Consider the following 17,632-nt stretch of genomic DNA (forward strand, 5'->3'; position numbering starts at 1 on the left):
AGGAACGATGTAAAACAATAGAGGGGGAATAAACATGACTCATATGCATATTACGGCATGGGCACTTGGAATTATTTTATTTCTAGTTACGTATGCAATGTATCGCAGTGGAAACGGGAAGGCTAGAATATGGCACATGGTTTCTCGTTTGTTGTATGTACTTATTGTAGCAACGGGATTAATACTATACACAGGCTTCGATTTGAAGGGTGCATATGCAATGTGGTATGGCATTAAAATGCTACTTGGTATTCTGGTAATCGGTAGCATGGAGATGGTTCTCGTTCGTACCAAAAAACAAAAAAGTACAGCTGGTACTTGGATTTTGTTTGTAATTACACTGGCAATCGTACTATACCTAGGCTTTAAATTGCCGGTTTTACCCTTCTCTTAAGGTAAAAACGCCTCATTTTGAGGCGTTTTTATATTGTCATAGTAACAGTCATACCATTGACCTTGGTCAATGTGAATATATCCTTTTGTTCTGTTCCGCTTCGGATGTAATGGTGCTGTAAAGCGCATACCATCTCGCCATTGTCATATATGATAAAATTGACACCTTGGCGCGGACCTGGACCAACTTGAAAAAATAAAGAGTTGTGACAGTAAATACTGTCATATAGAGAGTAATCCCATTTAGCAAGCGTTTCTGCAAACATTTCTAAAGCATCATCTCGTAGCTCTTGCAACCATTCATTATAGACGTATTGCAGCTTTTTGCGAACACGAATCATTTCCCCATCTTGTAACGGATGAATTTGATTTTCAATCTTTACGATATGCTCTTCATAAAAGCGAGCAGGTAACCAGTGATTATGATATAAGATTTCAAAATCGTCATGTACGACTTCGGCGAGCGCAAAAGCTTCATCTGTTTCTTCATCAAAGAATACCCATTCATCATTGATATATTCTACATTACCGACTGTGTGTGCACGCGGTTGATTATACATAATATGATAGCGTTTTTTCATATTTGTTCTCCTTTCTATAGCTTTCATCCCTGTTATAGACAATTGCCAGAGCCTTTAAACCAGGCACCTAAATGGAGTTTTAGGCATACAATGAGACCATATTGCAAGTTTAAAGGAAAGGATGATGGATATGTGCGGCATTACAGGGTGGGTTGATTACGGCCGTTCGTTATTATCCGAGAAGGAAGCTGTTGCGGCAATGACTCATACGCTTTCAAAGCGCGGGCCGGATGATACAAATGTATGGACAACGCAACATGCGGCGTTTGGTCATAAGCGTCTTGCTGTTGTAGATTTAGAAGGCGGGAAACAGCCGATGACGCGGCAAAAAGAACAGGAGTATACCATTTGTTATAATGGTGAGCTATATAATACAGAAGACTTACGAGAAGAGCTTTTAAAAAGAGGTTATACGTTTAAAGGGCATTCTGATACTGAAGTCTTGTTAACTGCGTATATGGAATGGGAAGAAAACTGCTTAGTGCATCTGAATGGGATTTTTGCATTTGCTGTATGGGATGCAAAAAAGGAAAAGCTTTTTATTGGGCGTGACCGTTTAGGTGTAAAGCCCTTATTTTATAAAGAAGATCCTAAAAGACTTTTATTCGGATCGGAGCTCAAAGCCATTTTGGCACACCCGGATGTCAAAGCAGAGGTAACGTATGAGGGGTTATCAGAGGTACTCGGATTGGGACCATCTCGTTCTCCTGGGCATGGGGTATTTCATGGTATAAATGAATTGCGCCCCGGGCATGCACTCATATTTTCTAAAGACGGTTTGAAAGTATGGAGATACTGGAATGTGCAAAGTACTACTCACGTAGATAGCTTTGATGACACAGTGGCAAAGGTCCGTTTTTTGCTAGAAGATGCGATTACACGTCAGCTTGTTTCTGATGTTCCGTTATGTACGTTTTTATCCGGCGGTGTTGACTCTAGTGCCATTACAGCCTTTGCCGCTCGCGCATATGAGCAAGAGGGAAAGGGCTCTCTTCATACGTATTCTATTGATTATGAAGACAATGAAAAGTATTTTAAATCTAACACCTTTCAACCGAACTCAGATGGTCCGTGGATTGAGTTAATGAGCAAAACATTTGCGACAAATCATCATCGTTGTGTGATTACAAATGAAGATTTGGCACGGCATTTAACAGAAGCGGTAATTGTACGTGATCTTCCAGGCATGGCCGATGTGGATTCTTCATTATTATGGTTTTGCCGCGAAATTAAAAAGGATTTTGTTGTAAGTTTATCGGGAGAATGTGCGGACGAGATTTTTGGAGGTTATCCATGGTTTCATAGAGAAGAAGACTTACAGTCCGGCAGTTTTCCATGGATGCGTTCCACGCAAGCGCGTGAGAATTTGCTTAGAGATGAGTGGAAGCAAAAATTGCGTTTGCGTGAGTATGTGCAGCGTCGTTATGAAGAGACGGTTCAGGAAACCCCTGCTTTAGAAGGAGAAAGTCCGCTGGAAGCAAAGCGACGTCAATTATTTTATTTGAACATGGTTTGGTTTATGACAACGCTACTTGATCGAAAGGATCGTATGAGTATGGGGGCAAGCCTTGAGGTTCGTGTTCCCTTTGCTGATCATCGCTTGGTTGAGTATGCTTGGAATATTCCATGGGACATGAAAATGTACAATAATCGTGAAAAAGGTTTACTTCGGAAAGCACTTGAAGATGTGTTACCAGAGGATGTGCTATATCGTAAGAAAAGTCCGTACCCTAAAACGCATAATCCTCATTATACAAAAGCAGTTACAGCATGGCTGACAGAGCTGCTGGCTAATAAATCCTCTGTTTTGCATGAGTTCTTCAAGCGTGAACAACTTGATGATTTAATTGCGACAGGCGGAAATGCATTTACAGTACCTTGGTTCGGGCAGCTTATGACAGGTCCGCAGTTGCTTGCTCATTTAGCACAGATGCATGTATGGTTTGAGCATTACAATATAGCTATTAAAGAGTAGACAGCCAATAAGGCTGTCTTTTTCTATTATAGGAATATATGGTATGCAGAACATGGCTAGTACATATTTTGGTAAGAAGGACAGGGGATGTTTTATTTGAGTTGTAATTATACGTGGTATATAATGTTTGTATAAATTATGTACATGTAGATATGAAGTTTAATTTTATAGAAAAGCAAGTTTTGTGAACGGGTTTAGGATAAAAAGAAACAGCCGAAAGCTGAACAAATTTAAATATAGAAACTTCGATATGACGGGGGAATATAACGTGAAGAAAATTGTTGTAATTGGAGCGGGACCTGGGGGATTGGCAGCTTCTATGCTACTTGCCGCAAAAGGGTATGATGTAGAGGTGTTTGAAAAGCAGACATATATAGGAGGACGTAATGGTTCTTTTCAATTGGGCGATTATACCTTTGATATCGGACCGACTTTTTTAAGTATGCCGCAACTTGTAGAAGAATTATTTGCGCTCGTTCATAGAAATGTAGAAGATTATTTAGAGTTAAAAGAGTTAAAGGATATGTACGAACTAATATTTGATGATAAAAAGCTGATGATGACCCGTGATGAGGATGTCATGCGGACGCGCATCGCAAAGGATTTTCCAGGTAATGAGCGCGGCTATGAACGGTTTATGAGAGAAAATAAAACGAAGCTCAATAAAATGACACCGATTCTGCAAAATCCGATGGATAGAATGCGAGACTACTTGAGTCTCCGTGTGTTAAAGGCGCTGCCACATTTATCTCTGTCGAAAAGCTTGTATGATGTGCTGTCTTGTTATTTTACAGACGAGCGCTTGAAACTTGCGTTCACGTTTCAATCTAAATATCTGGGAATGTCTCCGTGGGAATGTCCTGGTGCTTTTTCTATTCTGTCATACATGGAGCATGCACATGGTATTTTTCATCCGATTGGCGGGCTTAACCAGCTGCCAAAAGCAATGGCGAAAATTACGGAGGAGTATGGAGGGCGCATTCATCTTGGGAAGGGTGTCAAGGAGTTGCTTTTAGAAGGAAAAAAAGTAACAGGTATCCTGCTTGAAACAGGGGAAACGATTCTTGCTGATGAAGTAATTATAAATGCAGATTTTGCACATGCCATGACAAAGCTTATAAAACCTGGTGTGCTGAAAAAATACAGTGAGGAAAAGCTGGAGAAAAAGAAATATTCTTGTTCTACATTTATGATGTATGTAGGCGTGAAAAAGCGCTATGATCTGCCACATCATACGATTATATTTGCGAGTGACTACAAAAAAAATGTAGAAGAGATTACAAAAACACAATTGCTTTCCGAAGACCCTTCCATTTATGTGCAAAATGCATGTGTAACGGATCCGACGCTTGCTCCCGAAGGAAAATCAGCTCTGTACATTTTAGCGCCGGTACCTAATAATATGAGCGGAATTGATTGGGAAGAGAACAAGCGAGCGTTTCGAAACGTTATTTTGCAAACCTTAGCGGAAAAAACAGGATTTACTGATATTGAAGAACATATTGAGGTAGAACGCATTCTTACACCACAGCAATGGGAGCAAGACTTGTTTGTGTATGAGGGGGCAACTTTCAACTTGGGACATCAGCTTACACAAATGATGTATTTACGCCCGCACAACCGCTTTGAAGAGCTCGATAACTGCTGGCTTGTAGGCGGTGGTACGCATCCAGGCAGTGGTTTACCAACCATTTTGGAATCGGCTAAGATTACATCGCGCCTTATTGAGGAAACGACAGGAAAGGTGGTTTCTGTATGAAGCGCATTGGTATTGTAGGAGGAGGGATAGGTGCATTAACAGCTGCGCTTCTTCTCACAAAGCAAGGAAAATCAGTTGAGATTTTTGAAAAAAGTCACAAGTTAGGTGGTCGGCTCTCATTTGTCGAACGAGATGGTTATCGAATTGATGAAGGTCCCACAATTGTGCTGCTTCCGAATATGATTCGAGAGATTTTAGAGGAAGCGGGTGTGTCCTCGTCTCAATACGAACTCATTCCATGTGACCCGCTGTATACGCTTTTTTATCGTGATGGTACGACATATACAAAGTATCGGGATATAGAAAAGCAATTGCAAGAGCTAGAGCGGGTGTTTCCAGAGGATAAAGATGGATTTGTGCGGTTTCTAAATGATATGAGAATGCGTTTTATTATCGGAAAGCCCGCATTTTTAGAGCGATCATTTGTACAAAAGCGTAACTTTTTCACTTATGAAAATATGAAAACGTTAGTGAAGCTAAAAGCATATCAAAATACAAAAAAGATGATGGAAAACTACTTCCAAAGTGAAAAGCTTCAAGAAGCATATTCCTTACAAACGCTATATATTGGTGGAAACCCCGCCGCTACGCCGGCGATTTATAGTCTTGTATCATTCAGTGAACATGAATATGGCATTTGGTATGTAAAAGGAGGCTATGCCAGCCTTGTACAGGTGCTAAAAGAAGAGCTAGAGAAACGTGATGTAAACATTCATTATGAAGCGGAAGTCACACGTATTCGTGTGGAACATCATACGGCAACTGGAATTGATGTCAACGGAAGTTATTATCCGTTTGATGCAGTTTTAGTAAATGGTGATTATCCAACCATGCTTCCGCTTCTTGGTAAAGAAGCACAGATGAAGAACTATACACCATCTTCAGGCTGTGTGTTGCTATATTTTGGTTTAGATACAAAATACGATAGTCAAATTCATCAATTTTTCTTAAGTGGTGATATGGATTTGCATATGAAGCAGGTCTTTCAAACGAAAGAAGTACCTGAAGACCCATCATTTTACACATTTTACCCGTCAGCTATTGATGATTCGTTAGCGCCGGCGGGGAAAAGTGTTTTATACACATTGGTACCTGTTCCTTCCGGTGATATTGATTGGAGTAAGGAAGAAGCTTTTGTAGAAGACATTATTACTAGAATGGAAGAGAACGGATTTCCAAGCTTGCGTAAGCATATAGAATGGATGCATGTGAAAACACCAAACGACGCAGAACGGGAAGGATTATTCGCAGGCGGAAGCTTTGGGATTGCTCCCATTTTATTTCAATCTGGCGCGTTTCGTCCGCAAGTAAAGCCGTTGGATATTGAAAACTTATATGCAGCTGGCGCCTCCGTTCATCCTGGCGGTGGAATTCCAATTGTGATGCAGGGAGCAAAATTAGCAGCAGATGCGATATTAAACAAAGGAGTGGAGCAAATTGATTTCATTAGAAAAGGCGTATAACGAATGCCAGCAGGTCATTGTGAAAAATTCCCAAACGTTTTATAAAGCATTTTCGTTCCTGCCGCGTGAAAAACGCAATGCGGTATGGGCTGTATATACATTTTGTCGCCGTGTGGATGATATCGTAGATGAAGGAAGCAATGTGCTGGTGGAGCTAACAAAATTTGAAGAAACGTTTAGGCGCTTTCTGCAAGGGTATATTGACCGTACAGATTTTCTTTGGGTCGCGCTTGAGGATGTGTTTGAACGCTTTCGTATGGAAGTAAAACCATTTTGGGAGATGATTGAAGGGCAGCGCATGGATCTCATTCAGGTGGAATATAAAACATACGATGAATTGCTGCATTACAGCTATCATGTTGCTAGCACGGTCGGGTTAATGCTTCTTCCGATTTTGGCACCGAAGAATGCTGATGAACTAAAAGAAGGTGGCATTGCTCTTGGATTAGCGATGCAAATCACAAATATTTTACGAGATATTGCGGAAGATTACGAACGCGGTCGCGTTTACCTGCCGGCTGAGATAATGCACACACATCAGTATACAAAAGAGGATTTATCTAATGCTATAGTCAATGAAGGGTTCATTGCTATGTGGGAGGACTTGGCAAAGCGTGCAGAATTATTATATGAAACAGCGTTTAGCACCATGCATCTGTATCCATTATCTTCACGTTTACCGGTAGAAGGAGCTGCCCGTTTATACCGAGCCATCTTGTTTGAAATTAGAAAACAAAATTATCGTGTGTTTGATGCAAAGCATTATGTATCTGATGAACATAAGCAGGAAATTATGCATTTGTTAAAAAGTGAAGTGAAGGAGGTCATTTAATTAAAACAAACTGAGAATGGACCATGCACACTGACAAAGTGTTCAAACACTTTTGTTTATTATATAGCGTGAACTTATATACATGAAAGATAAACAACAAAAAGCCCTGAGTCATAGGGCTTTTTGTTGTTTTATGATCTCACGTGCGACATTCATGCCGCTGATGGTAACCATAGGAGAACCGCCTCCAGGGTGAGTTGTACCACCGACGAAATAAAGGTTATGGATATCTTTTGATTGATTGAAAGGACGTAAAAAGGCATTTTGTCTTTTGTTGGCAGAGATACCGTATAAAGCTCCTTTGTACGCGCCGAAGGTTTCTTCAATATCAGTAGGCGTAATAATACGTTCGTTTATAAGATGAGAACGTATTGATAGCCCTTTTTGCTCTAGTATATTGTAAATATGTTCTTTGTACTCCTGAGCAGGTGGATGATTTTCTTTATTTTCTGTAGATGGCGCGTTAACTAAGATAAAGAAGTTATCACCCTCAGGTGAAACATTAGGATCTGTATGCGAAGAGTTACAAATATAAATCGTCGGATCAGACGCATATTGTTTATTCATAAACAATTGCGTAAACTCTTGTTTATAATTGGAAGAAAAGAACACATTGTGATGTAATAAATCTTTGTGTCTCATATTCAGCCCTGCTAAAATAACAAATGCAGAAATAGAGGGCTCATACGAAGCCACTTTTTTATTAGAAAAACTTGGGCGTTTCTCTTCTGTGACAAGTGCCGGGTATGCCTGTAATAAGTCGGCGTTCATAATAACAACATCAGCATCTATATGCTCGCCGTTTACGACAACGCCTTTTACTTGTTTATTTTCAGTAAGTACGGATGTTACTTCTGCATTTGTATGCAAGGTAATCCCTAATTTTTTTGCTATCTTAACGAAGGCTTCTGCAATTTTTGTGTTGCCGCCCTTTACATAATAGACGCCTTGCGTCAGCTCTAGGTGTGCAATCATCGCAAACGTAGCAGGTGCCGCGTAGGGAGAAGACCCAATATATGTGGCGTACCGATTAAAGGCCTGCAGGATATTTGGATGATGAAAATACATGCGGAAAAAGTGATCTAACGACTGCAAGGGACGAACCTGCAGTAACGCCTTTGTTAAAGAGGGTGATAAATAATCTTTCCACGACGTGAATGTCCGCGGTAAAAAGTGCATGGCAGAAAGCTCGTACAATCGCTCTACTTCGGTTAAAAATGCTTCATAGCGAGCCTTTGGATCAAATTTAGAAAATTGATTAACCATAATGTCCTTGTCTCCAGACAAATCAAAGGTAGTACCGTCTGAGAAAAAGTTTCGCGTGTGTGTATCTAATTTTATATATTGAAAGTAATCTGCCGCTTTTTCGCCGGTTTGTTCAATGACTTTCTGAAAAATATGAGGCATTGTAATTGTATTTGGGCCAAAATCAAAGTAATGACTTCCAATCTGAACCGGCATAAGCTTGCCACCGAAGTGGTTGTTTTTCTCCAGTACGGTCACATCATAACCGTTATTTCTTAGCGTAATGGCGGCAGACAATCCTCCCAGTCCGCCGCCGATAATAACTGCGCGTGTCATAAATAAGTTCGTCCTTTCCACTCATAGCGTTTCTTTCGCAGTGAAAGACTCATTGAATAAAACATTAATATAATTAATGTAAGTAAAGCGAACGGCTGCAGAAGACTTACATATGCTTTTTGCTTTGTGTTCCTATCAATATATAGTCGCTGTAATAATAAAAAGAGAGCGGGCATATAGATGCCTTTTCCTAATAAGGCAAATGGAAAGATATAAAATATTGTATAAAAGAAAGATAGGAACAGGACAAGTGGAACAGATCTTCCCAGTCCAACAAAAATATTTTTTGTGAAGCCCGCCCATGTCGCTTGGTTTGAATCATACATAAAACAGGAAACGTACGATGTAATGTTTGCTAGTGTGACGCGAAACCCAGCTTCTTTCATCTTTCTAGCAATATGCACGTCCTCCACAAGAGAAGATTGAACAGCTCGATGCCCGCCGATGTGTAAATAAGCATTTCTCTCGAATAGCATAAATGCACCGTGAGCTGCTGTTGTGTCTCTTCGCAAGGTATAGTTAGCCAATGCAATTGGCAAATGAAAATAAATGATAAAATGCTGCAGCGGAACAAGTAGCTTACTAAGCAATGTTTCTACTGGAAAAGCTGGAAAGCCGGTAAGTAGTTTTGCCTTGTGTTGCTTCATTAAGGATAACGATGCTTCGAGTGTATCTGGTGCAAGCCTAGCATCAGCATCTAGAAAAAGAAAGTAATCTCCTTTTGCTACTTCGCTTAATTGGTGGCAAGCATGCACTTTGCCTACCCAACGATCAGGGAGGGTGCGTCCTTGTAGAATACGAAAGCGATTGTCACCTTGTGTATACTGCTGTAGCAGCTCCCAAGTTTGATCGGTAGATTTGTCATTAATAATGACACATTCAAAGTTTGGATAGGAGAGGGACTGGATGGACAATAGCAATTCTCTCACATTTTGTTCTTCGTTTCGCATCGGAACCAAAATAGATACAAGTGGTGTTCTGCTCAATGACCCGTTTCGTAAGCGAGGTAAAAATCTGGCATTTATAAGAGTCCATACGAAAAAGAGTAAACTTGTAAGGGTAAAAAAGGAGGTTAAGCTCATTCCGGCCACCTCCACTTCTCAAGCGGTATAAATGAATCATACGCTTCTGAGACAACGAGTTTTTTGAGTTCATCTAATTGCTTTGTACATATTTTTTCTATTTCCGCTGCTTTCTCCGCCCGGGTTATACCCATTATATTTGAATAGTTGAGAGGCTCTCCTAATGAAATATACAATTCTGGCTTTTGGTGATGTCCAAACGAATAATAATAACAAATTGGTACGATAGGAGCATGAGGTTGTTTTTCTGCGATATACAGGAACCCTGGCATAAAACCTAGTGGACGTATTTCTAAGTGCCGCTCATCACCTTGCGGAAACATCCAGACATTCTCAGCTTTTGAAAGACAAGAGGCTCCGTATTGAAGCGATCGCAGAATATCTTTTGGATTGTCCCGATTAATAGAAAATGCGCCTAAGTAGCGAAAATACGGGTAGCGCTTCATACCGCTCTCATGCATCATAAAATATCCGCTTTTTCCAAACAGTAGTCGATCTAAATAAAAAGATACAAGTCCATCCCACCACGAACTATGATTTAGAATAAACAAGGCGTGGGAAGGAGGACTTTTTAAGGAATGTTTTGAAATAAAGATAGAATGAAAATGTTTTTCTAATAAACGGCGAGTAATACTCTGAAAGATAGACTGAAACCATGGCTGCTTCGCCGCGGGAATCATACGCTCACGCTCCGTTTCTTGTAATAGTGAAACACAATTATGCCGCTGCTAATAAGTGTGACAAACACAGCTAGATATAACTTTGCCAATAAAGCAAGCAACAAGAACATAGAAATAATCAATACATACACAAGTATAATGCGTTTTGCCCATGTGTGGTTTTGCTTAGGCTTTTGATAGAATAAAAGAAAGATATGCAAAGTAGCTGCAACAAAAAACCAACCGAAAAAGTTCTGTGTTGGAATGTTATAATAAGGGCCACTTTCTTGCCAAATCCAGTATGATTTCACAACGTACGCAACCGGATCAATAATAAGGTCCATCACAACTGCAATGAGTCCGCCGTATATAACCGAAAGTACAGGTGGAAGTTGAAAGGTCTGTAGAAATGCATGTGATGAACTCATTACGAGTAGCCAAGCAAAGCCAATTGTAATTGGGACATCAAACAGTTTAATGCCAAAATCTGCATTATAAATATATTTACCAAAAATCCAACCGTATGTCGTTCCGAGGTATTCACTGGTCATGGAAACAACAAAGACAACCATGGAAATAAACAAGCCTTGTTTGTGTCCATAGCATTTGCAAAAATAAATGATACCAAGCGTGCCGGCAGTTATTAAAAAAACGGTATTTGCCCATTCGAGCCAAGGTGGCAATACATTAAAGCTTAATAAAATAACGCCGCAAGTGTACCATATTAAGAAAAAACGAAACAATATATTTTCCCACATATTTAAATCACCCATTTTATTATAAATGTATTTATAGGTTTTTTTCAAATTTTGTATAAGTATTTTATATAGTTTAATAAAAAAATAAACAAGCTTATCCGATATATACGTTAAAAAGCGAGCCCTTATGAATACTGAGCTCGCTTTCATGTAATTAACTTTTCTTATTCTATCAAGCTTCATCGTTTTGAAGCGCCTGACAGCCTTCTTCTCCAGTGCGGATTTTTATGGCATTTGTAATTTCATAGATAAATATTTTTCCATCCCCGGGCTTGCCGGTTTTTAAAACGCGCTTTGCAGTATCGACAACGTCCTGTACCGGAACCTTGCATACAACAATTTCAATTTTAATACGCTCATGCATACTGATTTGACGTGTTACACCACGATACACCTCGGTAAAGCCCTTCTGTAGACCGCAGCCAAGTACGTTGGAAACAGTAATGCCACTTACTCCAATTTTAGCAAGCTCTTGCTTAAACTCCTCAAACTTTGTTGGGCGTGTAATAATCTCAATTTTCGTCAACTTTTCGCTCATCTCGTCACCCTCTTTTATAAGCTTTCGTGGTATGCTTTTTCACCGTGTAAGGTGATATCCAAACCGAGTGCTTCTTCTTCTTCGTTTGCGCGAACGGACATAAAGAGGCTGATTCCTTTAATAATTAAGAAAGTAGCAACAGCGGCAAAGACATAGGTAGCGCCGATTGCAATTGCCTGCTTCCCAAGAAGAGCAGCATTTCCGTAAAACAAACCGTTTGCTCCAGCTTCATTTACGCTTGTTGTTGCAAATAGACCGGTAGCAATGCCGCCCCACGTACCGCCGACGCCATGGCAACCAAATGCATCTAGAGCATCGTCATAGCCGAGTTTTCTCTTCATATAAAAGACTGCAAAGTAGCAAATGCCACCGCCTAGTAAACCGATAATAATAGAAGAAAGTGGTGTAACAAATCCGCATGCCGGTGTAATTGCGACGAGACCGGATACAGCACCGCTCACTGCGCCGAGTACAGTAGGCTTCTTAGTGAAAATCCATTCACAGACGACCCAACCGATTGCCGCCATTGCAGCAGCTGTGTTTGTATTGATAAAAGCAGTTATAGCCACTTCATTTAAGGTTAAGGCGCTTCCGACGTTAAAGCCAAACCACCCAAACCATAATAATCCTGCACCGAGTACAGTAAAGGGCAAATGATGAGGTGTGGAAGAGTGTGCATCCTTGCGCTTGCCTAAATAGATAGCAAGAACAAGACCGGATACACCTGATGTGATATGCACTACGTTGCCGCCTGCAAAATCAAGAGCACCGAGTTCTCTTAACCATCCTCCAACACCCCATACCCAGTGTGCCACTGGATCGTAGACGAGTGTGGTCCATGCTAAGATGAAAACGATGAATGCGGAAAACTTCATGCGTTCTGCAAATGCACCGGAAATAAGTGCTGGTGTTAAAATCGCAAACATCAACTGAAACATCATAAACAGATTATGAGGTAAGGTTGCACTGTAATCCTCGTTTGGTGTAAATGTTACATCTTTTAACAAAGCCCAATCTAAACTACCGATAAAACCGTTCCAATCAGGTCCAAAAGAAAGGGAGTAGCCGATTAAAATCCATTGTATAGATACAATTGCCATGGCTGTGTAGCTGTGCATTGTCGTACTGAGAACATTTTTACTTTTTACCATCCCGCCATAAAATAACGCCAATCCCGGTGTCATTAACATAACCATAACTGTAGCTAAAAAGAGAAACACCGTATCGCCCATATTAATACCATCCATTTGAAATTCCCCCGTTTCTGTTAGATTTAAACTCATATACAAAGTTACTGGCATCTCTTGTGTTAGTTTTTCTAACACTATATGTTATATTTAGTATCATATTCAAATGAATTTGAGTTTGCAAGATAAAATTATCAATTAATTTTGAAAAAAACACATAATTTAAGATTAGTTTTGCTGAAAACGTTGCCATATGTAAAAAAACCTAACATAAATGTAAGGGTTCCGAAGTGGGTAGTTTAATCTGCTTTTGTAGGTTGTATGGCGGAGTTACACGACTTCAACTATAAAGAAAGAGGGCGTCAAAAAAGACGCCCTCTTTCTCCATATAAATATAAGTTTGTTAGGAGGCAGTTTGCGAGGTATTTACGAATGATTTTGTTTGCCAGATGCGAGAACGCCAACGGATTAGCATACAAATGCCGCGAAGCCATTCATCGGCAATAAATGCAATCCAGACACCAACAAGGCCGAGTTCAAAATGAATGCCCAAAATATAAGCAATCGGAACGCTAATGCCCCACATAGATGCAATACCCATGTAAACAGGAAACTTGACGTCACCTGCAGCGCGAAGAGCGCTGATGATAATTAGGTTAAAGGCGCGGCCTGGTTCTAATATTAAAGTAAGTAAAATTAACGTACTGCCTGTTGTGATAATGCTTTGGTTTTGGGTAAAGAGTGAAAATAATTGTTCACGGAAAGCAGAGAATAAGGCAGCTGTCCCCATTACAATAACGAGGGTGATGCGTAGCGCATGCAAACAACTTTTGTAGGCTTCTTCCATGCGTCTTGCACCTACATGCTGTCCGACGATAATTTGTAAGCCTTGTGCAATTGCCACACCAAATAAGAAAATAAACATGGTGATGTTTTGAGTATATACCTTGGTTGTTAATGCTTGTGTACCTAGCATCGTAATAAAATACGTAATCAAAATTTGCGATGTGTTGTACGAAACGTGTTCGCCTGCTGCAGGTATACCAATTTTTAAAAGATTACGCAGGTGCTGCGTTGGCAACGAAAAAAGCGAAACGGCACGAAAGAGATTGCCGGCGCGAAGAAACAATAGATACGCTACAATGCCTAATCCGATGATACGGCTGATTGTTGTAGACCACGCAACGCCAGCTTCGCCAAGAATAGGGAAGCCAAACGGACCGAAAATAACGAAATAATTACCAATTACATTTAAGATATTCATAGCGATAGTTACGAACATCGTATCACGTGTATAACCGTTACTGCGAAGGATTGCACCGATTGTCATAATCAGTGCTTGCACGAAGCTAAAGCCTCCAACAATTTGCATAAATGCTTCTGCACGTGGCATGAGATCAGCATTAAGACCCATTGCCTGCAGAATAGGTGTTGTAAATAAAAATACTACAAGGCTGATAAGAAATCCAAAAACAGCATTTGCTGCTAAGGAAATGACGGCAACTTCTTTTGCGGTAATCTCTTCTTTAGCACCGATATGCTGTGCGATTAACACGGCAGTGCCGGCTGTAATAAAACCGAACATCACAATTACGATGTTCAGTACTTGATTGGCAACGCCGACAGCTGCAACTGATTCGTCTGAGTATTGGCTAAGCATTAATGTATCTGCATTACCCATAAGCATATATAATAAGACTTCAATAAAAATAGGCCATGTAATTACGAATAATGAAAGCTGTTTTTTCTTCGTCATAGGACAACTCCTTTGTAAAAAGCGACATTTTACTTTACTAAGTTTATAGCCCAAATATAATAATAAAAAGAGAATGAAACGAGATAAATAGGATAAAAACGACTTTTACGAGGTGTGAAATGAAAGTATTAAGCATGGCAATTCCGCCTTTGCCAGTCTTTATTAAAGCGGGTAAAGGGGTGTTTCGGAAGGGGAGAAAGCATTTTCGTCGTACGTATACAGTGTTTGATTGTATTTATGTGCAAAGTGGTACGCTGTATATGCGTGAAGAAGATATAGAGTATGAAGTGAAGGCTGGGGAATATATTTTATTAATTCCGGGTTTTGAACATGCTGGTTATCGAAATTGTACAGAGGATACGAGCATTTATTGGTTTCATTTTGTCCTGGAAGGATTATTTGCTTGTCAGGAAACTGAGCATGTATCGTGGTCAGATTTGCTGAATAGGGAAGAAACTTTTACAGAACCTGCAAAATTCACACTGCAAATTCCGCGATACGGCGGTGTACAAAACAAAGAAATGGCAGAGCGCTTATTGGAGGACCTAGTCAATGGGGGAGACTCTGTGGAAAGTAAATTGCAACAACCAGTACGTCTATATCAGTTCTTATTGTTTTTACAGAAAGAGGCACTTGGTATTCCGAGTGCTGCGGAAAAGGTGAGTGAGCAAGCTGCGGCTTATTTGCGCATGCATTATCGCGAGGATGTAAAAATGACAGATGTGGCACGACATATTTTATATAATGTGGACTATATTACCCGTTGTATGCAAAAGCAAATGGGTATTAGCCCGTTGCAGTATTTAAATGAAATCCGTCTGAGCGAAGCGAAAAAACGTTTGGTTGTAACGAACGATAAAATAAAAGTTATCGCAAGGGATGTTGGCTTTATGGATGAAGGCTATTTTTCGAGATTGTTTCGCAAAAAAGAAGGTGTCAGTCCACTCACGTACAGAAGGATGGTACGCCGTGAAGGGGTATAAAAAGGCTTTGCGCACGCGCAAAGCCTTTTTATCCTATAACTTTAATGCTACATAGCCATGTGCTGGCAATGTTACTTCCACTTTTTCAGCTTCGTAAGCAAACTCATCTCCTGTTAACAGATGTGTGACTTTTTTGCCTTTTAAATCAAATGGAATGGGAGCTGTAATTACCTCAGCAGAATTATTAAAAGCGAATAACAATGTCTCGTTTTCAAACGTTTTTGTATACATAACATGCTTATCGCTTTCATCACTGATAAACTCGAATGCACCATGGTTACCGAAAGCTGGCATTTCTTTGCGTAAGCGAATCAGTGTGGAGATGAAGTCGAATAGCTCACGATCTTGCTTTGTTGTATCCCACTCCATGCACTTGCGGCAGCCTGGGTCTTGCTCGCCATTCATGCCGATCTCATCACCATAGTAAATACAAGGTGTACCAGGAGAAGATAGTAAGAATGTAAATAACTGCTTCAGCTTTTCTTTGTTATCTTTACATACGGTTAAAATGCGTGGTGTATCATGGCTACCAAGCAGGTTGAATGCTACCTCTGTAGCGTTTTCCGGATACATCATCAGCGCTTCAGCTGTTTTATACATAAAGTCGCGTGTGCTGATTTCTTCTTTTGCGAAGTATTGAATAGCTGCGTGTGAATACGGATAATTCATAACCGCATCAAATTGGTCGCCTTGTAGCCAGGCCATTGATTGATGCCAAATCTCTCCAAGAATATATACGTCTGGTTTAATAGCTTTTACTTCTTTACGGAACTCGCGCCAGAAATCATGACCAACCTCGTTAGCAACGTCAAGGCGCCAGCCATCAATATCAAATTCTCGAATCCAATAGCGGCCAACTTCCAACAAATACTCACGTACTTCTGGATGAGCTGTGTTCAACTTTGGCATCATATGTGTAAAGGCGAATGTGTCGTAGTTTGGCATTGGCTCGGTTTGTACTGGATAATCCCAAATGTAGAACCAATCTTTGTACCTGGATTTCTCTCCTTTTTCAAGCACGTCTTGAAACTGGGGGAAGTAGAAGCCACTATGATTAAATACGGCGTCCAACATAACCTTGATACCGTTTTCATGGAAAACCTGTACGAGGCGCTTAAACGTTTCTTTATCGCCAAATTGCGGATCAATTTCCATGTAGTCAATTGTATCGTATTTATGATTTGTTGTTGCTTTAAAAATAGGTGTGAAGTAGATGCCTGTGATACCAAGCTCTACTAAATGATCAATATGCTCAATTACGCCTTCAAAGTCGCCGCCGAAAAAGTTCGTAGGTGTTGGTTCAGCACTGCCCCATGGCAGAGCACCTTCAGGATCGTTTGCTTTGTTACCGTTTGCAAAGCGCTCTGGGAAAATTTGATACCATACTGTATCGCGTACCCAAGCAGGAGGAGTAAATACATCTTCTGGATTTAGGTATGGGAAACAGAAGTAATCTGCTGTATCGTGTGTGATGATTTCAGGGTAAAATCCTTTTTCGGTATATACAATTGTTTCATCGCCTGTTAAATGAAAGCCATAGCGCAAACGACGGAAGTCCGGCTCAAGACTTGCGAACCAATAATCAAATAATTCTGTTGAAGCAATTTTCTTCATAGGCTTTGTTTCATAATTCCAAGAACCACCGTCCCATTTGTAGGGATCGCCATGAATTAAATCAACGGATGCTACGTCCTGCTTCTTGGTGCGCAATCGAATGTGCAATGTTTTTTCATTGTAAGCATATGCGTAATTGCTTTTGGGGCTGTGAAAAATGGCTTCTTTTAGCAAAATAAATTCCTCCTCGTTGGTTCAGGCAATCGATTGCCCTTTTGTTTTTTAGATTATTATTTGCTGTTCATAAAGTCAATTATGAGATTTTTTATATTAGAAAAGCAAATAAAATCGCATCTTTTGGCAGTAAATTCGAAATATCGACAAAATTCTTGTATAAAATTAAAAAAAATGTATTGAATAAAAAAGATTCATAGTTGTATAATAAGGACATGGTAAGTGCAAACGTTTTCACTGGTTTTGCAAACGCTAGCAAAATTACTGCAAACGTTTGAATCATTTAAATTTATTTAG

The 17,632-nt window shown here is 40.1% G+C and carries 15 protein-coding genes; 6 read left to right on the top strand and 9 right to left on the bottom strand.

Going from position 1 to position 17,632, the window contains the following annotated elements; genetic code table 11:
• The first annotated feature begins 34 nt into the window (after positions 1-34).
• Positions 35-394 carry a YisL family protein gene (locus tag MUG87_RS16885; protein ID WP_247083704.1) on the top strand — a complete coding sequence of 120 codons (360 nt, stop codon included), beginning with the start codon at positions 35-37 and terminating at the stop codon, positions 392-394.
• A 28-nt stretch (positions 395-422) separates the two neighbouring features.
• Here MUG87_RS16885 and MUG87_RS16890 read toward each other — a convergent pair whose 3' ends face one another.
• Positions 423-974 (bottom strand): DUF2777 family protein, encoded by a 552-nt coding sequence (locus tag MUG87_RS16890; RefSeq protein ID WP_247083705.1) that lies wholly within the window; start codon positions 972-974, stop codon positions 423-425.
• A 130-nt stretch (positions 975-1,104) separates the two neighbouring features.
• Here MUG87_RS16890 and asnB point away from each other — a divergent pair, with 130 nt between their 5' ends.
• The 4 genes from asnB (at position 1,105) to MUG87_RS16910 (ending at position 7,003) form a co-directional block, all read left to right on the top strand.
• Complete coding sequence (gene asnB, locus MUG87_RS16895; protein WP_247083706.1) at positions 1,105-2,949, top strand: asparagine synthase (glutamine-hydrolyzing); 1,845 nt, start codon at positions 1,105-1,107, stop codon at positions 2,947-2,949.
• Between the two features lie 250 nt (positions 2,950-3,199).
• Positions 3,200-4,708, top strand: a complete 1,509-nt coding sequence (locus tag MUG87_RS16900) for a phytoene desaturase family protein (RefSeq protein ID WP_247083707.1) — start codon at positions 3,200-3,202, stop codon at positions 4,706-4,708.
• On the top strand, positions 4,705-6,171 hold the full coding sequence (locus tag MUG87_RS16905; RefSeq protein WP_247083709.1) for a phytoene desaturase family protein: 1,467 nt from the start codon (positions 4,705-4,707) through the stop codon (positions 6,169-6,171). Before MUG87_RS16900 ends, MUG87_RS16905 begins: the two co-directional genes overlap by 4 nt.
• Positions 6,146-7,003 carry a phytoene/squalene synthase family protein gene (locus MUG87_RS16910; protein WP_247083710.1) on the top strand — a complete coding sequence of 286 codons (858 nt, stop codon included), beginning with the start codon at positions 6,146-6,148 and terminating at the stop codon, positions 7,001-7,003. Before MUG87_RS16905 ends, MUG87_RS16910 begins: the two co-directional genes overlap by 26 nt.
• 111 nt (positions 7,004-7,114) lie before the next feature.
• Here the strand turns inward: MUG87_RS16910 and MUG87_RS16915 are convergent, their stop codons facing one another.
• From MUG87_RS16915 to MUG87_RS16945, 7 genes are all read right to left on the bottom strand, one after another.
• Entirely contained in the window at positions 7,115-8,584 is a 1,470-nt protein-coding gene (locus tag MUG87_RS16915) for a phytoene desaturase family protein (RefSeq protein WP_247083711.1), read from the bottom strand.
• Positions 8,581-9,666 (bottom strand): glycosyltransferase family 2 protein, encoded by a 1,086-nt coding sequence (locus tag MUG87_RS16920; protein WP_247083712.1) that lies wholly within the window; start codon positions 9,664-9,666, stop codon positions 8,581-8,583. The genes MUG87_RS16915 and MUG87_RS16920 overlap by 4 nt, the downstream gene beginning before the upstream one ends.
• The gene (locus MUG87_RS16925; protein WP_247083713.1) at positions 9,663-10,346 is read right to left on the bottom strand and encodes a lysophospholipid acyltransferase family protein; all 684 of its coding nucleotides are present in this window, start codon (positions 10,344-10,346) and stop codon (positions 9,663-9,665) included. The genes MUG87_RS16920 and MUG87_RS16925 overlap by 4 nt, the downstream gene beginning before the upstream one ends.
• On the bottom strand, positions 10,343-11,083 hold the full coding sequence (locus tag MUG87_RS16930; protein ID WP_247083714.1) for a carotenoid biosynthesis protein: 741 nt from the start codon (positions 11,081-11,083) through the stop codon (positions 10,343-10,345). The genes MUG87_RS16925 and MUG87_RS16930 overlap by 4 nt, the downstream gene beginning before the upstream one ends.
• A gap of 172 nt (positions 11,084-11,255) precedes the next feature.
• The gene (locus MUG87_RS16935; RefSeq protein ID WP_247083715.1) at positions 11,256-11,621 is read right to left on the bottom strand and encodes a P-II family nitrogen regulator; all 366 of its coding nucleotides are present in this window, start codon (positions 11,619-11,621) and stop codon (positions 11,256-11,258) included.
• A gap of 14 nt (positions 11,622-11,635) precedes the next feature.
• Positions 11,636-12,859 carry an ammonium transporter gene (locus MUG87_RS16940; RefSeq protein ID WP_247087752.1) on the bottom strand — a complete coding sequence of 408 codons (1,224 nt, stop codon included), beginning with the start codon at positions 12,857-12,859 and terminating at the stop codon, positions 11,636-11,638.
• A gap of 352 nt (positions 12,860-13,211) precedes the next feature.
• Positions 13,212-14,564 (bottom strand): MATE family efflux transporter, encoded by a 1,353-nt coding sequence (locus MUG87_RS16945; protein WP_247083716.1) that lies wholly within the window; start codon positions 14,562-14,564, stop codon positions 13,212-13,214.
• A 119-nt stretch (positions 14,565-14,683) separates the two neighbouring features.
• Here MUG87_RS16945 and MUG87_RS16950 point away from each other — a divergent pair, with 119 nt between their 5' ends.
• A complete protein-coding gene (locus MUG87_RS16950; protein ID WP_247083718.1) occupies positions 14,684-15,547 on the top strand; it encodes an AraC family transcriptional regulator in 864 nt (287 codons plus the stop codon).
• Between the two features lie 33 nt (positions 15,548-15,580).
• On the opposite strand, the gene MUG87_RS16955 is transcribed toward MUG87_RS16950, so the two are convergent.
• Entirely contained in the window at positions 15,581-17,335 is a 1,755-nt protein-coding gene (locus MUG87_RS16955) for an alpha-glycosidase (protein ID WP_247083720.1), read from the bottom strand.
• Positions 17,336-17,632 lie beyond the last annotated feature (297 nt).

Origin of the sequence: Ectobacillus sp. JY-23, from assembly GCF_023022965.1 — a bacterium.
In the GTDB taxonomy this organism is placed as follows: Bacteria; Bacillota; Bacilli; order Bacillales; family Bacillaceae_G; genus Ectobacillus.

Coding starts and splice junctions, on each gene's coding strand:
- MUG87_RS16950 (WP_247083718.1), top strand. CDS start 14,684: ATGAAAGTATTAAGCATGGCAATTCCGCCTTTGCCAGTCTTTATTAAA.
- MUG87_RS16945 (WP_247083716.1), bottom strand. CDS start 14,564: ATGACGAAGAAAAAACAGCTTTCATTATTCGTAATTACATGGCCTATT.
- asnB (WP_247083706.1), top strand. CDS start 1,105: ATGTGCGGCATTACAGGGTGGGTTGATTACGGCCGTTCGTTATTATCC.
- MUG87_RS16900 (WP_247083707.1), top strand. CDS start 3,200: ATGACGGGGGAATATAACGTGAAGAAAATTGTTGTAATTGGAGCGGGA.
- MUG87_RS16935 (WP_247083715.1), bottom strand. CDS start 11,621: ATGAGCGAAAAGTTGACGAAAATTGAGATTATTACACGCCCAACAAAG.
- MUG87_RS16890 (WP_247083705.1), bottom strand. CDS start 974: ATGAAAAAACGCTATCATATTATGTATAATCAACCGCGTGCACACACA.
- MUG87_RS16905 (WP_247083709.1), top strand. CDS start 4,705: ATGAAGCGCATTGGTATTGTAGGAGGAGGGATAGGTGCATTAACAGCT.
- MUG87_RS16885 (WP_247083704.1), top strand. CDS start 35: ATGACTCATATGCATATTACGGCATGGGCACTTGGAATTATTTTATTT.
- MUG87_RS16920 (WP_247083712.1), bottom strand. CDS start 9,666: ATGAGCTTAACCTCCTTTTTTACCCTTACAAGTTTACTCTTTTTCGTA.
- MUG87_RS16930 (WP_247083714.1), bottom strand. CDS start 11,083: ATGTGGGAAAATATATTGTTTCGTTTTTTCTTAATATGGTACACTTGC.
- MUG87_RS16925 (WP_247083713.1), bottom strand. CDS start 10,346: ATGATTCCCGCGGCGAAGCAGCCATGGTTTCAGTCTATCTTTCAGAGT.
- MUG87_RS16915 (WP_247083711.1), bottom strand. CDS start 8,584: ATGACACGCGCAGTTATTATCGGCGGCGGACTGGGAGGATTGTCTGCC.